The sequence below is a fragment of the Marinoscillum sp. HNIBRBA16962 genome (assembly GCF_057801515.1).
Genome location: NZ_CM173603.1, coordinates 1,158,455 through 1,176,000, shown reverse-complemented (window position 1 = coordinate 1,176,000; position 17,546 = coordinate 1,158,455). Strand labels below are relative to the sequence as shown.

20 protein-coding genes are annotated in these 17,546 nt (G+C 41.7%); 10 read left to right on the top strand and 10 right to left on the bottom strand.

The features are described from left to right. Positions 1–36 precede the first annotated feature (36 nt). The 3 genes from AC3E9V_RS04905 (at position 37) to AC3E9V_RS04895 (ending at position 2,085) form a co-directional block, all read left to right on the top strand. On the top strand, positions 37–999 hold the full coding sequence (locus AC3E9V_RS04905) for a calcium/sodium antiporter (protein WP_488752074.1): 963 nt from the start codon (positions 37–39) through the stop codon (positions 997–999). An 80-nt stretch (positions 1,000–1,079) separates the two neighbouring features. Then, positions 1,080–1,790 (top strand): YebC/PmpR family DNA-binding transcriptional regulator, encoded by a 711-nt coding sequence (locus AC3E9V_RS04900; protein ID WP_488752073.1) that lies wholly within the window; start codon positions 1,080–1,082, stop codon positions 1,788–1,790. Between the two features lie 67 nt (positions 1,791–1,857). Further along, positions 1,858–2,085 carry a hypothetical protein gene (locus AC3E9V_RS04895; RefSeq protein ID WP_488752072.1) on the top strand — a complete coding sequence of 76 codons (228 nt, stop codon included), beginning with the start codon at positions 1,858–1,860 and terminating at the stop codon, positions 2,083–2,085. Here AC3E9V_RS04895 and AC3E9V_RS04890 read toward each other — a convergent pair. Next, positions 2,071–2,523, bottom strand: coding sequence for a hypothetical protein (locus AC3E9V_RS04890; protein WP_488752071.1), 453 nt, complete (start codon positions 2,521–2,523; stop codon positions 2,071–2,073). The genes AC3E9V_RS04895 and AC3E9V_RS04890 overlap by 15 nt on opposite strands. A 366-nt stretch (positions 2,524–2,889) precedes the next feature. Between AC3E9V_RS04890 and AC3E9V_RS04885 the strand changes: the two genes are divergently transcribed. Both AC3E9V_RS04885 and AC3E9V_RS04880 read left to right on the top strand, forming a co-directional pair. Continuing rightward, positions 2,890–3,441 carry a hypothetical protein gene (locus tag AC3E9V_RS04885; protein ID WP_488752070.1) on the top strand — a complete coding sequence of 184 codons (552 nt, stop codon included), beginning with the start codon at positions 2,890–2,892 and terminating at the stop codon, positions 3,439–3,441. 375 nt (positions 3,442–3,816) lie between these two features. Next, positions 3,817–7,170 (top strand): two-component regulator propeller domain-containing protein, encoded by a 3,354-nt coding sequence (locus tag AC3E9V_RS04880; RefSeq protein WP_488752069.1) that lies wholly within the window; start codon positions 3,817–3,819, stop codon positions 7,168–7,170. 188 nt (positions 7,171–7,358) lie between these two features. Here the strand turns inward: AC3E9V_RS04880 and AC3E9V_RS04875 are convergent, their stop codons facing one another. The 4 genes from AC3E9V_RS04875 to AC3E9V_RS04860 form a co-directional block, all read right to left on the bottom strand. Further along, positions 7,359–7,724 (bottom strand): DUF2200 domain-containing protein, encoded by a 366-nt coding sequence (locus AC3E9V_RS04875; RefSeq protein ID WP_488752068.1) that lies wholly within the window; start codon positions 7,722–7,724, stop codon positions 7,359–7,361. A 172-nt stretch (positions 7,725–7,896) separates the two neighbouring features. Then, entirely contained in the window at positions 7,897–8,082 is a 186-nt protein-coding gene (locus AC3E9V_RS04870; protein ID WP_488752067.1) for a hypothetical protein, read from the bottom strand. Continuing rightward, positions 8,072–8,638: an ATPase gene (locus AC3E9V_RS04865; protein WP_488752066.1), complete on the bottom strand. Its 567-nt coding sequence runs from the start codon at positions 8,636–8,638 to the stop codon at positions 8,072–8,074. Before AC3E9V_RS04865 ends, AC3E9V_RS04870 begins: the two co-directional genes overlap by 11 nt. Before the next feature lie 90 nt (positions 8,639–8,728). Continuing rightward, positions 8,729–8,860, bottom strand: a complete 132-nt coding sequence (locus AC3E9V_RS04860) for a helix-turn-helix domain-containing protein (protein WP_488752065.1) — start codon at positions 8,858–8,860, stop codon at positions 8,729–8,731. A gap of 1,256 nt (positions 8,861–10,116) precedes the next feature. Between AC3E9V_RS04860 and AC3E9V_RS04855 the strand changes: the two genes are divergently transcribed. Genes AC3E9V_RS04855 through AC3E9V_RS04840 form a run of 4 tightly spaced genes read left to right on the top strand, consistent with a single transcriptional unit; the run spans position 10,117 to position 12,324 of the window. Beyond that, positions 10,117–10,665 (top strand): hypothetical protein, encoded by a 549-nt coding sequence (locus tag AC3E9V_RS04855; RefSeq protein ID WP_488752064.1) that lies wholly within the window; start codon positions 10,117–10,119, stop codon positions 10,663–10,665. Between the two features lie 13 nt (positions 10,666–10,678). Continuing rightward, on the top strand, positions 10,679–11,500 hold the full coding sequence (gene murI / locus AC3E9V_RS04850) for a glutamate racemase (RefSeq protein ID WP_488752063.1): 822 nt from the start codon (positions 10,679–10,681) through the stop codon (positions 11,498–11,500). A 12-nt stretch (positions 11,501–11,512) separates the two neighbouring features. Next, positions 11,513–11,845 carry a TfoX/Sxy family protein gene (locus AC3E9V_RS04845; RefSeq protein WP_488752062.1) on the top strand — a complete coding sequence of 111 codons (333 nt, stop codon included), beginning with the start codon at positions 11,513–11,515 and terminating at the stop codon, positions 11,843–11,845. A 5-nt stretch (positions 11,846–11,850) separates the two neighbouring features. Then, positions 11,851–12,324, top strand: coding sequence for a GNAT family N-acetyltransferase (locus AC3E9V_RS04840; protein WP_488752061.1), 474 nt, complete (start codon positions 11,851–11,853; stop codon positions 12,322–12,324). Between the two features lie 11 nt (positions 12,325–12,335). Here the strand turns inward: AC3E9V_RS04840 and AC3E9V_RS04835 are convergent, their stop codons facing one another. The 4 genes from AC3E9V_RS04835 to AC3E9V_RS04820 all read right to left on the bottom strand — a co-directional run bounded on the left by AC3E9V_RS04835 (position 12,336) and on the right by AC3E9V_RS04820 (position 16,218). Next, positions 12,336–12,686, bottom strand: coding sequence for a pYEATS domain-containing protein (locus AC3E9V_RS04835; protein ID WP_488752060.1), 351 nt, complete (start codon positions 12,684–12,686; stop codon positions 12,336–12,338). Between the two features lie 38 nt (positions 12,687–12,724). After that, on the bottom strand, positions 12,725–13,243 hold the full coding sequence (locus tag AC3E9V_RS04830; protein ID WP_488752059.1) for a hypothetical protein: 519 nt from the start codon (positions 13,241–13,243) through the stop codon (positions 12,725–12,727). Between the two features lie 68 nt (positions 13,244–13,311). Beyond that, a complete protein-coding gene (gene lysS, locus AC3E9V_RS04825; protein WP_488752058.1) occupies positions 13,312–15,030 on the bottom strand; it encodes a lysine--tRNA ligase in 1,719 nt (572 codons plus the stop codon). A 3-nt stretch (positions 15,031–15,033) separates the two neighbouring features. Beyond that, positions 15,034–16,218, bottom strand: a complete 1,185-nt coding sequence (locus AC3E9V_RS04820; protein WP_488752057.1) for a proline dehydrogenase family protein — start codon at positions 16,216–16,218, stop codon at positions 15,034–15,036. A gap of 81 nt (positions 16,219–16,299) precedes the next feature. Here AC3E9V_RS04820 and aroB point away from each other — a divergent pair, with 81 nt between their 5' ends. After that, on the top strand, positions 16,300–17,337 hold the full coding sequence (gene aroB, locus AC3E9V_RS04815; protein WP_488752056.1) for a 3-dehydroquinate synthase: 1,038 nt from the start codon (positions 16,300–16,302) through the stop codon (positions 17,335–17,337). Here the strand turns inward: aroB and AC3E9V_RS04810 are convergent. Further along, positions 17,326–17,487 (bottom strand): hypothetical protein, encoded by a 162-nt coding sequence (locus AC3E9V_RS04810; RefSeq protein WP_488752055.1) that lies wholly within the window; start codon positions 17,485–17,487, stop codon positions 17,326–17,328. The genes aroB and AC3E9V_RS04810 overlap by 12 nt on opposite strands. Positions 17,488–17,546 lie beyond the last annotated feature (59 nt).

The following is a 17,546-nucleotide window of genomic DNA, read 5'->3' as shown; positions in this document are numbered from 1 at the left end:
AATGATTATTTTCGCCCCAAACTATTACCGCAAAATATGTTGACCTATTTTCTTTTTATCATAGGCTTTTTGCTGCTTATCAAAGGAGCAGACCTGCTAGTGGATGGAGCAGCTTCACTTGCCAAGCGCTATAATATTTCAGAACTGGTGATAGGTCTGACCATCGTATCCTTTGGCACCAGCATGCCAGAGCTCATCGTAAACCTTTTTGCCAGCTTCAATGGCACCTCAGAGCTTGCAATCGGTAATATCTTCGGCAGCAACATTGCCAATGTTTTGCTGATCCTGGGTTTTTCAGCAATGATCAAGCCCCTACCTATCCAGAGAAGTATCTACTTCACAGAAATCCCAATTTCACTTGTAGCTACGTTTATGGTCGGTTTCCTGGCCAACGCCAATCTCTTCATTATAAGAGAAGGTCTTTCACTCAGCAGGTTTGACGGAGTATTACTGATCCTCTTCTTTGGCCTTTTCATGGGTTACATTTTTGTAATTGCAAAAAACAAAAACGATAACAGCAATGAAGGAGATGATATCTTGCTTCTATCACGCCGCAAATCAGCTGTATATATTCTCCTGGGTGTTATAGGACTGTTCGTAGGAGGTAAATGGATAGTGGACGGGGCGGTACTGCTGGCCTCCACCCTGGGGATGAGTGAAACTTTCATTGGGCTTACTGTTATAGCTATCGGCACTTCACTACCCGAGTTGGTCACCTCAGCTGTGGCAGCCAGAAAAGGCCAGGCAGACCTTGCTGTAGGTAATGTCATAGGCTCTAATATCTTTAACTTGCTGTGGATCCTTGGCTTAAGCGCCATTATAAGACCACTACCCTTCAATGTGGTCAACAATATGGACATACTCATGATCATACTGGCTAGTACCACTTTGATCTTTGCAGTGATCATTGGTAAACCTCCAAGAATTTCCCGGCTGGAGGGTCTGGTGTTTGTCCTCATCTACTTTACTTATATGGGATATCTCATTGTGAGGGGTTAAAAACAATATTTGACAAGCTGAATATTGTAAACAGTACTTACCACTTAGTACTTTTGCACTACTTTCAAAAACGATAAATCATGGGAAGAGCATTTGAATATCGCAGGGCCGCAAAAGAAGCCAGATGGGACAAAATGTCCAAATTATTTCCGAAACTGGCCAAAGCCATCACTGTAGCTGTAAAAGAGGGCGGTCCTGAACCGGAGATGAATGCCAAGCTGCGTACGGCTATTCAGAATGCCAAGGCACAAAACATGCCGAAGGATAACATTGAAAATGCCATTAAACGCGCCAGTGGTGGTGATGCTGCTGATTACTCTGAAGTCACCTACGAAGGCAAAGGACCGTATGGCGTGCTCGTCTTTGTGGAATGTGCCACAGACAACACTACACGGACAGTAGCTAACGTCAAGTCCTATTTCAGCAAAGCCGGCGGAGGTCTGGTTCCAAATGGCTCTCTGGAATTTATGTTTGGCCGAAAAGCGGTATTTGAGTTTGAAAAACCTGAAGGACTGGAGCTGGACGAATTGGAGCTGGAGCTGATCGATGCAGGACTGGAAGAAATTGAGACCAACGAAAACATGGTGTATCTCTACGCAGACTATACTGAGTTTGGCAATCTCTCAAAAGCGCTTGAAGAGAAAGAGATCGATGTAAAAAAAGCCAACCTGCAAAGAATTCCTACCACTCCGGTAGAGTTCTCAGAAGAACAAATGGAAGAAATCGAAAAAATGCTTGACAGGATTGAAGACGATGACGATGTGCAGGCCGTCTACACAAACATTGCCTGACTTTCTCGTATTTTCATGAACAACACCCCTATCTAATTCCTTAGCATAATAAGGAGATGTTTAAGAAATGAGAGATTGGATAAAGATCATCAGTTTAATAATAATGACAGGCATGCTATCTGTTTGTAGTACACCTGAAAACCAGAATGTAAAAGATGCTACCTATGTACAGGAAGGTGACACCATTAACCCTCTGGAAGGCTCGGGTGAAGGCACTGCAGGAAATAAGTACATGGAAAGCGCTGACAATGCAGATAGTACCAAAGAAGTGCAGCAGGATCTAGAGCTCGACTAATTTCTTTCCTGCCTCTTCGATCGCATAGGATTTATAAGATTCAAATTCTTTTTCATCCATATCAGAAAGTGTGGTGGACAGGTGTGTTGGGATTTCATTTCCTTCAGAGTCCCACCACTTATTAGCCAGCTCCTTAGCTATATCTACATCTACATTGAATAGGTGTATTTGACTATCAGAAATGACCCAGGCCTTATCCTCGCTGGTGTATTTCTTAAAAATCATCGTACGAATATTTCGTGCTGTCGGGTCACCACTTCTGAAGTGGGCCTCGGTGTAAGTCATCGTTTCAGGTTCCGTCATGATATTATCCCAGAACTTCCTGGAGGAGATGATCTGGGCAGCAGATACGATGTAAGCCGAATCCCTGTCTAAGGGCATTTTGCTAAGGTCACAAGAAGCTGTAAATTTTTTCTTTTTGGTAAACAGGCCGAACATAGATGTTTGAGTTTTTGTCCTTTAAAAAACCTATACCTAATGAAAAACAGGTTTGAATTAGGCATAAGAAATCTACTTAATGTACTGATTTCCCTTGAAAAGGTTACTCAAATGGTCGTTTAAATCAATAAGAAGATCATATTTGATGTAACGCATGCGATGAGGATAAAATACGTTTTAAAGCATACTTGATTACCTGTAGTCAGCCATGACACCTTGACCTTACCCAGTTGAGCGGTGAGTGCGGCAGCATTAGTTATTGACTCGCGCTTTGTCCAAATGATTGGTAGATGAAGCCCATTTTACGTATATTTAGTAGAGGGAAGCCATCATGGTCTTCCCTTTATTGACTAAATGGCCCCAAAAATGAAAAAGATACACTACCTCAGTATCCAGGGAAGATATGCCCCGTCTTTCTGGTTCAAAAATCAAGAAACGCAAAACTTTCGTTCGCTTATAGAATCCATCACACTGCACAGTGCGCTGGTTATCTCCTCGATATACCGGTCAGATGTCTTTTACTTTTCCATCGAAGATAAATCTGAGCTGATCATACTCACTTGGTGTACCTTTAAGAGCCATCATTATGATGAGCATATGAAAAGCAAGTTTATCCGGGCAAATAACAAGGCTGATGCATTTGAATTTTACTTTGATACTTTGCTCCACCTGATGCGCAAGCCCAGCTACTATGAGAGATACAAGGAGCGGCTCAATGAGATCCAAAACCAGGAGAAAAACCACGATATCATTAATGAGCTCATGCAGTGTGACGTGCACATGGCAGAATGCTACAAAGCGCAGCATGTAGATTACAAACAACTCACCCAGGACAAAGAAACCGATCCAAACTTTCTGACCTGTACAGGATTTGAAGCACTGGCTGGAAAAAGCATAAAGGAGATCAGCTACAACTAAGGAGGCCTTCGGAAGTTGCCTTTGAGGGATGAAAAATACTCCGCTATTCTTGAGATCATCGGGATCAATCCGCTTGTATTTCCATCCGATGATATACTTCAACCCTAATTATTCAATAGAAAATGAATAAACTGAGACTACGGTCATTATTATGAAATAAGCAGTCTATTTCATAATTTCGGCTGAAGCACGATTTGGTTATGCTGTATTTTCATGGCAGTTGATGATCTTTAATTCAAGCTATTAACTATAATCAGTTGCGAAACCAAAATCCTCGTGGGGGACTCAGACAAATTTTATCTTAGTCTATATATGAACCGAAATAATCGAAGATTTTGATTATATTATTTACTATTAGTTGGATATTGTATGGCCATGAAGAGCTATTCAAAGTATATTGTTCTACTATTATTACTGATCAGTAATCATCTGTCATTTTCTCAGGATAATTTCAATTTTGATAACGTCTTCCTGCAAAACCTTTCTGTAGAGGACGGCCTTTCTCAAAGCAATGCCAATTGTATGTTGATAGATTCAGATGGATTTGTCTGGATCGGTACCAATTATGGATTGAATAGATTTGATGGATACGATTTTAAAACTTACTTAAGGATACATGATGACAGCCTGGGTAAAGGAGTGAACACTATCGTGTCCATTTATGAAGATAGTCAACAAAATATATGGGCAGGTACAGACGGGGAAGGATTATTTCAATTTGACCGGGAAACCGACACATTTAAAAGATTTTTAGGTAACGCTGCAGATTCGTCAAGTCTCAGTTTGAATACAATTATCTGTATCACCGAAGATTCCAATGGCTACCTATGGCTGGGAACTTATTGGGGGCTAAACAGGTATGACAGAGAAACCGGGACCTTCAGACGATTCTTTTTTAGTGATGTAGAGAGTCCGTCAGCGAACAGTGCTTATGCTTTACATAGTTTTGAAGATAAGATCTTAGTGGGCACTACACAGGGGTTTTCAATAGGGAATATTGAATCTCTTGAATTTGAACATTATACCACAACTAATTCCGATGTAGCCGGTGGAGTTCGTGCCATTCGTAAAGACACAAAAGGCAGGATCTGGCTGGGTTACGAATCCGGAGTTGGGATCTTTGAATTGACTTCCGGAAAATTCCGGCATTTTAAACTCGAAGGGGCGGTAGAGAAAGCCGGGACAGCCTTTATCAATGTAATTTATGAAGATGAGCATGGAAATATATTGATAGGAACGGGCAACGCCGGACTATGGGTATACAATGGGGAAAATAATTTCATTAATTTAAGTTCAAGGAATTCGCCGGAGATAGCTAATTTATCCGTTTACAGCATAGCTGAAAGTAACGAAAAAATCTGGATCGGGACTTTCGGAAAGGGGGTATTCCTTTACAACAAAGATGGGACCCGCTTCACCCACCTGTTTGACTTCCATCCTGGAATAAAGAAGTTTGCAAAGAATTCGATACTTGAACTGGCTGAGGACCAGGATGGAAATATATGGATCGGCACGGATGGAGCAGGCCTTTATAAGATGAACCCTGACCACAAAGTAGTTGAAGCCTACATACATGACCCCCATGATCCGGCTACTATATCAAGTAATGTAGTAAAATCGTTGTTGTTTGATCGTGAGGGAAACCTTTATATCGGTACTTATTTAAATGGCATGGATATTATCAATACATCAACCGGTGAGATCACACATTACCAGGCTCAAAAAGGTGTTGAGAATTCATTAAGCGGAAATAATATATGGACATTGGAAGAGGATGATAACGGGCATATATGGGTCGGCACGCTAAATAACAGTGTCAATCGATTTATACCGGAGACAGGACAATTTATCTATTATCAGGATGATATATTTGATACTACCAAATATTTGACCACAACAACCCTTAAAATTATCAGGGATTCAAAGAATATTCTTTGGTTTGTTACCCCTGATGGAATTTGCCGGTACATTCCCGGATCCAATTCATTTGCGAGATATGAATCCATCGGGAAACTCACCTCAGGAGTTACCAATATCTTCGAATCGAGTGACGGCACTATTTGGGTAGCTGCTACTAAAGGATTGTTTAAATATGCTCCTGAAAAGGATCGATTTGATCTGATGGAAATGAAAACATCCGAATATCCCAAGATCCAGGGAATACTGGAAGATGAAAAAGGAAAATTGTGGTTTTCGACATATGGAGGCATCGCCCGATACGATCCGGAAAGCGGCTACTTAAAGTCTTTTGATGAAAGTGACGGGCTGCAGGGAAAGGAATTTAATTATGATGCCAGTTTAAAAGCAACAAATGGAAAATATTACTTTGGCGGGTTAAACGGGTTGAATGTATTTGAACCCGGGAAAATAAAAGATGACACAATAGGACCTGAAGTCGTATTAACCGGTTTTTCTCTTTTTCATCAACAGATCTTGCCCCATGATCCTACAGGCCTGCTATCCGGGGATATTAACTATCAGAAAAGTATCACATTGGATTATGATCAGAAGGTATTTACCATATCATATGCGGGATTAGATTTTGATTTTCCGAAGCAAACAATCTATGCTTACAGGTTGGATGGCTTTGACGAAAATTGGAATTTTGTCGGAAAAGACCGTTCAGCTACTTACACAAACCTGCCGCCCGGAAGCTATACCTTTGAAGTAAAAGCTCAGAATAAAGACGGGTATTGGTCGGAGGACCTGAAATCAATAAAAATATCGGTTCGTACTCCCTATTGGCAAACGGTCTGGTTTAGAGCAATAGTTATTATTTTATTTATTACAGTAGGCTATTTGCTCTTTTTATGGAGGACGCGAACGTTAAAGATCAAGAGTGCTACTTTGGAAAGACATGTTGAAGTCAGGACCAGAGAGCTGCAGGAAACCCTTGATAAATTAAGGGATACTAAAGATCAGTTAGTGATAAAAGAGAAAATGGCTTCTATTGGTATTTTATCAGCCGGTATTTCTCATGAATTAAATAACCCTCTGAATTTTATTAGTGGGGGTCTTAATATAATAAAACGTGAATTTTACGACAAAACCGGATTCAACCCTGAAAAAATTAAAGACAAAAAGAAGGATGGTAATAAACTGTTGTTTCAAAAAGCCCTAAAACTAATTGATGAAGGGTTTGAAAGGTCCAATATGGTGGTGAAAAGTATGATAAGTCTATACAATAAAGACAAACCTGTATTGATCAAGACGGATATTACGGAAATGATCGAGTTTATCCTCGAAAAATTGGAAAATGAGCTTGATCCTTCAATAACACTGGAGAAGGATCTGCAGCTAGACCCAATCTATGTATTGCCTGACCGGTTACAACAGGTGATTATCAATATAATTGAGAATGCTATTCACGAGACCATGTCGGATAAAAACCCTCATCAACGGTTTATAAAAATAGCTACTGAAAAAAATACTGAGGGCAAGAAAAACGGAGCAAAAATTACTATAACAAATACGGGACCTTTGATCCCTGAAGATATTTTACCAAAAATATTTGATCCCTTTTTTACCACTAAAGAGGTAGGTGTAGGGAGCGGTCTTGGGCTATCTGTAGCATACTCATTTACTGAACAACAAGGTGGAACCATAGAAGTCAACAATAATTCCAATGGAGTCACTTTTACCATCAACTTACCGTACAGGACCGAGCTTTCTGAAGAGGTTAATATTAAGCAACAAGATAACTCCGATGTTACTATAAGCTTTCAGTAGTGGGAGCTGCAAAGCTTGCTACTGCACGGTGTTGTAGATCGTGCTCTCTTCTTTCGATATAGCATTTTTGTAAAGGTCCATGATTGGAAAACACATATCAATGTCATTCCAATCTAAATTCCCATCTTTTATTTGAAATTCTTTGAATTGACTTTCGTCCAAATACTTTTTGATAGCAGCCGGTCGGTTTAAGCACTCCTTAATACCTTCTCCATCTTTTTGCCTTTCGCCAATTCGTCCACCAGCTTGTCCAAATACCTTACTTGCCGGGTTAGCGGATTTTCGATTTCTTCCACCCGGTAGCCACAGATCACTCCTGTAATCAGGCGAGCATTTGGGTTCAATTTTGCCTTCTTGAAGAAGGTTTCAAAAGTCACCTTCTCGTCTATCAGTTCTTGCACTTTTTTGTCATCATAACCGGTCAGCCATGCTATAACTTGATGCAATTCTGCTTTTGTCCTGCCTTTACGTTCTACTTTTGTGACATAATGCGGATACACCGAGGCAAATGTCATTTTTGCCATGCGCTCATCGTGTTCGGGTGTTGTCTTCATGGCTTATATTTTAATGCAAATCCTTCAAATTATACTCATATCTGGCGCGAAAGTTTGTCACGGGCTAAGTTCCTCGCAAGTGGGAGGGGGTAGGCTTGGCCTTTGTTAATATCTATAAAGTATCTGTCTCAAATGCTCTTTGCAAGTAGCTCATAAACCCGGGGCGCGTAGCCTATGGATTTTTAGCGCTTGTTGTGGGGAGTATTTCATCAGGTGGAATAGCTATTACCTTTCCGTCCCGTGAAACAATCAATGGACTATTATTTCTCTTTTTGAATTCCACCATTTTTCTGTAAGCTTCTTTTAATCCCAGATTCACCTTTTCTTCCAGCTCACGTAATTTTTCCCTATTTTCCATTGTATTCTTTGTTTAAGTAAGACCATTTGTTTTCACTTCTTATTATCACTTCATCATCAAATCCCTCAGCAATAAATTCGAAATTTTCAGTTGAATTGTCAACTAAAATCCATCTACTGACAATCGACCGATAAATTTTGAAGAAGTTCATCAAGCCATTTGAGTATCTTCTTTCAATTGTCTCAATGGGAATGTTGTGTCCTCCCTCTTTAACCCTGGTTTGTACTCTGTGAATTGCCAGTTCAACGGAATCAAGGGTGAGAAAAAGTAAAGTTGTATCATAACCTTGTTGCTCAGCCTTTTTGATTAATCCTTGATATGACTTTGTTGATAGCGTGGTCTCAAAAGCGAATGATTCTCCTTGATTTAACAGTTCTTTAATTCGCTGTAACATCAACCGTCCAGCTCTGATTCCTGCTTTTTCCGGATTCAATGGAGAAATGCCCTTTGCAATTTCATCCGCATTTACAAATTCATCACAGTCAAATATTTCGGGAAGAATTGTATAGGATAGGGTTGTTTTTCCTGCCCCGTTTGGCCCGGCTATGATGTACATCTTTTTCACATCACAAATATAGGATTTCCTGAGTCAGTTGCTAGCAGCAATTATTCTCCACAACGTTTATATATACCTCGGTAGGGAATTTTAAAGCAGTTGTTCCACTCTATCCAGAAAGTGGCCCGGCATGATCTCCAGCACTTTACACAATTTGTAGAAATTAGCCACCGTGGGCGATAGCACACCTCTTTCTATGCGTGAAATATAGGATCTGTCCAAATCCTCCGCCCCTGGTCAGTGAGGCCACAGACCAGGGGAAAAGCCAGCCCCTGCAACCTGCAAGGCCTGATCCATCCCGACTTAATGACGGTTATAAAAAGAATAACATCCGACAATAATTGATTATTGTCCGTTAATAATTGAATAATATCATCCTAGCGCAAGCGTCTAGGCGACCCGGTCTACGCGACCCGATCCGCTTGTGCTTATTATCCAGGCCCAAGCGGACGCTTGAGCCAGTTCTGAGGAGGAAAAAATGAACGCCAGAAAAGGTCAATAACCTCATCTGGTGCGAAAACCCGGCAGCAGTGCAATCATACTTCCATATTGAACGAAAAACCCGGCAGCAGTGCAATCATACTTCCGTATCGAACAAAAAACCCGGCAGCAGTTCAATCACACTCCCATATCGAACGGAAAACCCGGCAGCAGTGCAATCGTACTTCTATATCGAACGAAAAACCCGGCAGCAGTTCAACCATACTTCCATATCGAACAGAAAACCTGGCAGCAGTGCAATCATACTTCCGTATCGAACAAAAAACCCGGCAGTAGTGCAATCATACTTCCATATTGAACAGAAAACCCGGCAGTAGTGCAATCATACTTCCGTATCGAACGGAAAACCCCCTCCTAGCCCAAACCAAAAAAACTATATTTCTTCAAAGACAAAGGCGAATGTGATTTTGTGGTTTTTGACAAGGACAAACCCTTTCAGGCCATCCAGATATGTTATGAAATCAATGATGAAAATTTTGAACGGGAATACAACGGCTTATTAGAAGCCATGCACTTTTTTAAGCTAAAAAAAGGAATAATTGTAACCATTGGTCAAAAAGATACATTTGAAAAAGACGGGCTTTCCGTTGAACTTATTCCCGAATGTGAGTTTTTGAAGTGAGGGATCAAATATTCATATATATCTTCATTTTTTTTAGTAGCGTCCGAGAAAAGATTTTGCTTTCAAAGAAAATTTATCAAAATCTACCCCTAAGCCGGGCGCCCCTAAATCCCCTAAAGGGGACTTTCGAACACCCCTTCAGGGGACGGGGGTAGTTTTGAAGGATTCGAAAAAATCTTTTCCCGGATGGAATCTCATTTTGTTTAAACGTGCTTTTTTAGAATATCTAAATTTTAGTCGGACGACAGTGATTTTTTTTAATGACGATTTCGGGTTGAAGCAGAAACTAATTTACTTTAAAAATAAAAGAGCTGGTATCCGGTTATAAGATTAACCCACTCAAAAAAACTGAATTATGAAAAATCAACTGGTTGTATTCTCGCTTACGTTTTTGTTTATAAGCTCCCTATATGCCCAAAAAGGCCAGGTTTTCCCCGATCTGGACGGAGAAAGCCTCACACATGGAGAAGTCAATATTCCGGAAGACATCAAAGGCAAGCATACGCTGGTTGGATTAGCCTTTTCCAAGAAGTCAGAAGATCAGCTCAAAACCTGGTTTAACCCTGTATATCAGCAATTGATCAAAAAGCCCGACGAAGGAGATCTGTTTGCTTTCAGCTATGATGTGAACGTCTACTTCATCCCTATGCTAACAGGAGCAAAACGTCCTGCCTACCAGGCGGTGATGAATAAGGTAGAAAAAGATGTAGATAAGCAATTACACCCACATGTGCTTTTTTACAAGGGTAACCTCAACGACTACAAGGATGCTTTAAATATAGATGATAAGCACACCCCATACTTTTACCTCCTGGATAAGGAGGGCAAGATCATCTATGCCACCAAAGGGCGGTACGACAAATCAAAACTTCAGAAAATGATTGACCAATTACCCTTCGAGTGAGTAGCTTCGCAGAATGAAGGAGGGTCCGATTGGTATTTTTGATTCGGGGTATGGAGGTCTTACGGTTCTTAAAGAAATAGTAAAAGAACTGCCGGATTATGATTTCCTCTATTTTGGCGATAATGCCAGGACCCCCTATGGGCCCAGGTCCTTTCAGACGATCTATAAATACACCCTGGAATGTGTCGAGTATCTTTTTGAGCAGGGTTGCCCACTGGTCATCCTGGCCTGCAACACCTCTTCAGCTAAAGCTTTACGCACCATCCAGCAACGGGATCTCCCCAAAAAGTACCCAAACCGGCGAGTGCTTGGGGTTATCCGCCCTACCGCAGAGGTCATCGCCTCAAAAACAAAGACCGGCAAGGTGGGCGTAATGGGGACCACAGGTACTGTAAATTCGGAATCTTACATTCTGGAAATTGAAAAACAAGCTCCTCATCTGCAGGTATTTCAGCAGGCTTGTCCTATATGGGTTCCGCTGGTAGAATATGGAGAAGCAGATAGTCCGGGAGCAGATTACTATATCAAAAAGTACCTTGATGACCTCTACAGCCAGTCCGAAGACATTGACACCATCTTGCTGGCCTGTACCCACTACCCGCTGCTGATTGAAAAGATCAAAAGGTTTGTAAAACCCGAAACGACCATACTCAACCAGGGAGAGATTGTAGCTCCCAGCCTGAAAGATTACTTGCAAAGACACCCGGAAATTTCTTCCCAATGTGTCAAAAACCGTAAACTGCGATTTCTTACCACAGATGATACGGAAACATTTAATGGCCAGGGTCATGTATTTTTCGAGCGACCGATTTTAAGTGAATTTGTGCATCTTTAGAGCAAAAATAACATGGCCTTCTCACCTGAAATAGCAAATCGAATCCGCCAGGCGCTCAATACACTCCCCGAATCATTTGAGGAGAAAAAGATGTTTGGTGGCCTGTCTTTCCTTTACAAAGGGAAAATGACTGTAGGGATCGTAAAAGACGAGCTGGCGGTAAGAGTAATTGAAAAAAGGATGGAAGGTGCTTTGCAAAACCCACATGTAAGGCCAATGGATTTTACCAAACGTCCAATGAAAGAATTTGTATATGTTTCTACACCGGGCTTTGAAACTGAAGAACAACTCATGCAGTGGATAGAAATGGGGCTGGAACATGCTAGAGCTAAAGTGAAGAATTAGAGTTAATGGAATTAGAGTTAATGGAATTAGAGATTGCGAAAATAAGCCATAAGGATAAGATGCCAATGGATCTACTTTTACAGGCAGACCCTTCAGAAGAAATGATCAACAAATACTTATATGCCGGAGATACTTACCTGGCCAGATCAGGCAGTGAAGTAGTGGGGGTATTTGTACTGATGCCCAACAATGAAGAAGAGGTAGAGCTGAAAAACATCTCTGTGGCTAAGGAATACCAGGGGCATGGAGTAGGAAAAGAGATTATCAAGTACGTTATCCGCATCTCCAAGATGGAAGGTTTTAAGTACCTGGTGGCCAAAACAGCAGACACCAGCACTGATCAGCAGAAGTTTTACGGGAAGATGAAGTTTAAGCCTTACTTCGTTATAAAGGGTCACTTCATCAAGTACTATGAGGAGCCGATCATAGAGAATGGTAAGCAAGCAGTAGATCAGGTAGTGCTCAGAAGGGAGTTGTGATTGCTGATCTTCTATGCAAATTGAGGTTTTAAAGAAGGATTACTTTTAATCTCTTTATCATAGTTAAGGTAATGATTCAAGTCCAGTACCTCACCATTTTTAAGGATAACTCTTGCCCTCACCTCAAATAAGCCCCAGGTCCAGATTACGATCGAACAATCAGGATTGTTAATGGATCTCCGGACATGCTTGGTAGGACGCTTGAAGGTAGGATGTAAATAGTAAATAACAGATTCAACAAACGGTACATCATTTCCTTTCAATGAAATATAAACCTTGAACCGGTTCTTTGACGCTTTTTTTACATAAAAGTGTGTCTTATGGGAAGGGTGAATAACTGTATCTACTATGCGTATATCCATATAACTACTATTTTCTCAAGATAAAAATACCAAAAAATCTACTCTTCCGAACCAAGATTAATATCCGCAGATTGTATAGCGTCTGAATTTTCATTCTGTTCCAGCTCATCAGGAGAATCTGCCTGAGCCTCCCTTTTTCTACCCACAGACTCACCAAAATAGTAACCGATTATTGAACCAACAATACCTCCTAAAGTAGAAATAACTGCTTGTAAAACATCTTTTAAATTCTCAAAGTTCTCCGATCCTCCGTTATCTAAAGTAATAGCATGTATAACCGAGTAGATCAACACCCACGCAAAAACCACAATCACAATTAAGGCCAGCAGATGCCTGAAATCGTTGATCAGTCTTACAAAAAACTCGGTAATTAAATAGATAAACTTTGTTTGTGAAGGGTTTTCATTCTCTTTCTTAAATCGCCCCCACTTAAACAACCAAAAAGCCCACTGAACAACAAGCATAAATGCGACAAGACACAAAAAGAAATTAAACAGTGCAGCGCCATTCTGGCTAAAAAATGAAAAGAAATTGCTGATATAAGAATCTTCATTCATAACTATTAATAGTCAGACGGAATTTGAAGATAAAGAATTAATTTGTAATCCAGGGTGCTTTTGAAAACTCAGACCAATGCCTCAATCCGCATCCCGCTCTCTTCTTTAGTCACTTTAATTACCCCGGCATTTCTCAGGCCCTTCACTGCTTTATCCCACTTTTTATTCGATAGCTCTACTGAATTTTTAAGGTCATCCAGCGCCATCGCCTTATGAGGTTTCAGGGTTTCAAGCACCAGCTTTTCTTCCTCATTCAGCTCCACCCTGACTTTCTTCTCGGGCTTCATCTGTGGGAAGAACAACACGTCCTGGATGCTGTTGGAGTTGGTCATGATCATCGTCAGCCGGTCAATACCCAGCCCAACTCCGGCAGTTGGTGGCATCCCATATTCCAGTGCCCTGAGAAAATCCTCATCCAGCGCCATCGCCTCCTCATCGCCTCGCCTGGCCAGCTCCAGCTGATCTTCAAATCGCTTGCGCTGATCTACCGGGTCATTCAGCTCAGAGTAGGCATTCATGATCTCCTTGCCATTACAGATAGCCTCGAATCGCTCTACCAGACCGGGCTTAGACCGGTGTTTCTTGGTGAGAGGAGACATCTCTTCCGGATAATCGGTGATAAAGGTCGGCTGGATCAGTTGCCCCTCACATTTCTCTCCAAAGATCTCATCAATGAGCTTTCCTTTACCCATGGTTTCATCCACCTCCACATTTAGTTTTTTAGCCGTTTCACGGAGCTGCTCTTCCTCCATCTCAGAAATATCAATACCTGTGAAGTGCTGAACAGCCTCAAACATGGTAAACCGCTTCCATGGACGCTGGAAATCGATCGTGTGCTCCCCTACTTTTACTTTAGTATCTCCATGGAGATTAATAGCGATTTTCTCCACCATCTCTTCCATAAAATCCATCATCCAGTTATAATCCTTATAAGCTACATAAAGCTCTACCTGGGTAAACTCCGGGTTATGGAAACGAGACATTCCTTCATTTCGGAAGTCTTTTGCAAACTCATACACCCCGTCAAATCCTCCTACGATCAACCTTTTGAGGTAAAGCTCATTAGCAATACGCAGATAGAGCTTCATGTCGAGGGTGTTGTGGTATGTTTCGAACGGTCGCGCAGCTGCACCTCCATGGATCGGTTGCAGAATGGGGGTCTCCACCTCCAGGTACCCATGATCATTCATAAAATCCCGTATCGTATTAATCAGTACGGTCCGCTTTTTAAATACATTTTTAACGTGCGGGTTCACTATCAGGTCCAGATATCGCTGACGATATCTTTGCTCAGGATCGGTAAAGGCATCATAAGTCTTTTTATGTCCCTGCTCATCCTCCACCTCTTTTACCACAGGTAAAGGCCGGAGGGATTTTGAAAGCACTTTTAAGCTGGTTACGTGGATCGATATCTCCCCCACCTGGGTAGTAAATACATACCCACCGATTCCTATGATATCTCCAATGTCCAGACGCTTCTTAAAAACATCATTGTACAATGACTTATCCTCACCCGGGCAAATATCATCTCTGCGAATGTATATCTGTATTCTACCGGTACTGTCCTGGATCTCAGCAAACGAAGCAGACCCCATAATCCTCCTGCTCATCAGCCGTCCCGCAATGGAAATATCCTTGTAGTCGGTTTTTCTGCGCTCGTAATTCTCCTTTATGTCTTTTGCAGTGACGTTTACATCAAAAAGGTCTGCGGGATACGGGTTGACCCCCATTTTCATTAGCGCTTCACGCTCATTTCTACGCTGGATTTCCTGTTCGCTTAATTGCATTTTTTATGATTTACTGCGTCTTCTTTTTAATTCTTTTTTCACTAAAGTATACTCTCGTCCACTCTGACCTGCAATGGAGGTATTTTCCTCCGCTCTCCTAAACAAATACGGCAAAACCTTCTCCACCGGTCCGTAGGGCACATACTTGGCTACATTATAGCCCAGATCTGCAAGTTTAAAGGAAATGTTGTCACTCATACCCAACAGCTGGGCAAAATACACCCTGTCATCATTTTTGGCAATCCCGTGAGTCTCCATCAGGTTAACCAAAAACTGGCAGGAATCTTCGTTGTGTGTCCCTGCACAAACGGCAAACCGATCGATGTGCTCAATGGCAAACTTTACGGCCTCATTGTAGTCCCTGTCAGTAGCCGCTTTGTCTGGCTGGATAGGATCAGGATAGCCTTTCTCCTCCGCTCGTTCACGCTCTTTTTCCATGTAGGCGCCACGGACCAGCTTGGCAGCAAAAAAAAAGCCTTTGCCAGTAATCCGCTCGTAAGCTTTCTCCATATTATCCAGCGCTTCATGTCGATAGAGCTGATAGGTGTTGTACACATAAGGCCTTTCCTTATTGTGCTTTTCCATCAACTCATACACCATCTCATCTACCACATCCTGATACCAGGAGTCTTCCGCATCCACCATAAACTTCATCTCGTTGGATACTGCGCGATCTACAATGATTTCCAGCCGTTCTTTGATCCGCTCCAGACGTTTCTGTTCGGCTGGTGTCAGCTGCTCACCTTTCTGTTTCTTTTCCATCAGCTTTGCCGACCCCAGTCCGGTTACTTTAATTACACAAAAAGGGATACTCACATGCTGTTTGGCATATTCGGCTACCCTAAGGGCTTCTTCCATCGCCTCGTCGTACCCTTCCTCTGAAGCCTCACCCTCCACGGAGTAGTCCAGGATCGTTTTCACTCGTGACTGAGCCAGCAGAATCATCCGGGGTTCGCTTCCTTCAATGGACTCACCACCGCAAAACTGATCAAATAATGTCTTTTTGATCAACCCCTTTACAGGCAAATGCGCTTTTAATGCCATATTGGTCATAAAAGTGCCTGTTTTCACCATCCAGGGGTGGTTCATGGTAGAAAACACAAAATGCGACTTACGCAACTCACGATTTGACTTGTGAGCAAATGCTGTTGCAGTATCTTCGAAGTTGATTTTAGAATTTTCTGACATACTTTTGAAAACTGAGCGCAAAGATAATAAGCTCACAACCATTCAGGTTGATTGTTGAATGATCATTTTTACCAAAAAATCTTGAACAGACCAGACTATATCCACTTCACAGATGACCCTCATAAAGCCCTTAATGAAGTCCTGGGGCAGCTAAAACCAGACCAGGTAGCATACCTCGTAGATGAGAATACCAGGCAACAATGTTTGCCCGCACTTAAGCTTCCTGAGGATGCACAGATTATCGAAATCCACAGCGGGGAGGTGTTTAAAAACCTCAATACCTGCGAACTCATCTGGACACAATTGACAGCATTTGGGTTTTCTCGCAAATCATTATTGGTTAACCTGGGAGGAGGAGTCATTGGTGATATGGGCGGCTTTGCTGCCAGCACCTATAAGCGAGGCATCCGGTTTATCAATATCCCTACTACCCTCCTGGCTGCTGTAGACGCAAACATCGGTGGGAAACTGGGTATCGATTTTAAAGGATTCAAAAACCACATCGGAGTCTTCAATGACCCTGATGCAGTCATTATCTGGGATGGCTTTTTAAAGACCCTTCCTGAACGTGAGTTAAGATCAGGCTTTGCAGAGGTAATCAAACATGGCCTGATCCACGATAAAAATTATTGGAAAGATGTCTCTTCCAAAAAATTTCCACACCTGGACTGGCTGGAGGTAATAAAACGATCCGTGGACATCAAAAGCGATGTGGTGGCCCAGGACCCTAAAGAAAATGGTCTGAGAAAAATCCTGAACTTTGGGCATACGATCGGTCATGGCGTGGAGACCTGGTATTTGAACTCCGGAAAAGACCTGCTGCATGGTGAGGCCATCTCTATTGGGATGATCACGGAAGCTTACCTCGCGTGCAAGCATAGTGACCTTTCTGAAAGCGAACTGGAAGATATTTCCCGCTATATCGTTGGGATCTACAATAAATTCCAACTACCCGAAATAGCTGAAATAATGCCCATCATGCTTCAGGACAAAAAGAATGTGAACAGTGAAATCAGCTTTTCACTGCTACAAGAGATTGGGACTTGTTTATTTGATCAGCGAGTAGACTTAAAACTCGTAGATGAGGCTTTTAAATACTACAATCAATTAAATAAATAAGTTTTCCTTTTCTTCAATCCCGTTTTGCGTGCTAGTTTTGGCTTCCCTATTCTTTACATTGATCACTTTATTAGGGATAGCGATCAAGAAGGTAAGCGAACCAACAATGGCAGTGGCAATTAGGGTCCCGATGGTCTTAGTTAGAGACATATTCGTATTAGTTAATTTGTTTTATGCGGATACTATATCTACGTATTTTACGGTTAGAT

Excerpts from the sequence above, each read along its gene's own strand:
- AC3E9V_RS04855 (WP_488752064.1), top strand. The coding sequence starts at position 10,117 with ATGAAAAATCAACTGGTTGTATTCTCGCTTACGTTTTTGTTTATAAGC.
- AC3E9V_RS04885 (WP_488752070.1), top strand. The coding sequence starts at position 2,890 with ATGAAAAAGATACACTACCTCAGTATCCAGGGAAGATATGCCCCGTCT.
- AC3E9V_RS04890 (WP_488752071.1), bottom strand. The coding sequence starts at position 2,523 with ATGTTCGGCCTGTTTACCAAAAAGAAAAAATTTACAGCTTCTTGTGAC.
- AC3E9V_RS04875 (WP_488752068.1), bottom strand. The coding sequence starts at position 7,724 with ATGAAGACAACACCCGAACACGATGAGCGCATGGCAAAAATGACATTT.
- lysS (WP_488752058.1), bottom strand. The coding sequence starts at position 15,030 with ATGCAATTAAGCGAACAGGAAATCCAGCGTAGAAATGAGCGTGAAGCG.
- AC3E9V_RS04900 (WP_488752073.1), top strand. The coding sequence starts at position 1,080 with ATGGGAAGAGCATTTGAATATCGCAGGGCCGCAAAAGAAGCCAGATGG.
- AC3E9V_RS04830 (WP_488752059.1), bottom strand. The coding sequence starts at position 13,243 with ATGAATGAAGATTCTTATATCAGCAATTTCTTTTCATTTTTTAGCCAG.
- AC3E9V_RS04810 (WP_488752055.1), bottom strand. The coding sequence starts at position 17,487 with ATGTCTCTAACTAAGACCATCGGGACCCTAATTGCCACTGCCATTGTT.
- AC3E9V_RS04835 (WP_488752060.1), bottom strand. The coding sequence starts at position 12,686 with ATGGATATACGCATAGTAGATACAGTTATTCACCCTTCCCATAAGACA.
- AC3E9V_RS04820 (WP_488752057.1), bottom strand. The coding sequence starts at position 16,218 with ATGTCAGAAAATTCTAAAATCAACTTCGAAGATACTGCAACAGCATTT.
- AC3E9V_RS04905 (WP_488752074.1), top strand. The coding sequence starts at position 37 with ATGTTGACCTATTTTCTTTTTATCATAGGCTTTTTGCTGCTTATCAAA.
- AC3E9V_RS04865 (WP_488752066.1), bottom strand. The coding sequence starts at position 8,638 with ATGTACATCATAGCCGGGCCAAACGGGGCAGGAAAAACAACCCTATCC.
- murI (WP_488752063.1), top strand. The coding sequence starts at position 10,679 with ATGAAGGAGGGTCCGATTGGTATTTTTGATTCGGGGTATGGAGGTCTT.
- AC3E9V_RS04870 (WP_488752067.1), bottom strand. The coding sequence starts at position 8,082 with ATGGAAAATAGGGAAAAATTACGTGAGCTGGAAGAAAAGGTGAATCTG.
- AC3E9V_RS04880 (WP_488752069.1), top strand. The coding sequence starts at position 3,817 with ATGAAGAGCTATTCAAAGTATATTGTTCTACTATTATTACTGATCAGT.
- AC3E9V_RS04845 (WP_488752062.1), top strand. The coding sequence starts at position 11,513 with ATGGCCTTCTCACCTGAAATAGCAAATCGAATCCGCCAGGCGCTCAAT.
- AC3E9V_RS04840 (WP_488752061.1), top strand. The coding sequence starts at position 11,851 with ATGGAATTAGAGTTAATGGAATTAGAGATTGCGAAAATAAGCCATAAG.
- AC3E9V_RS04895 (WP_488752072.1), top strand. The coding sequence starts at position 1,858 with ATGAGAGATTGGATAAAGATCATCAGTTTAATAATAATGACAGGCATG.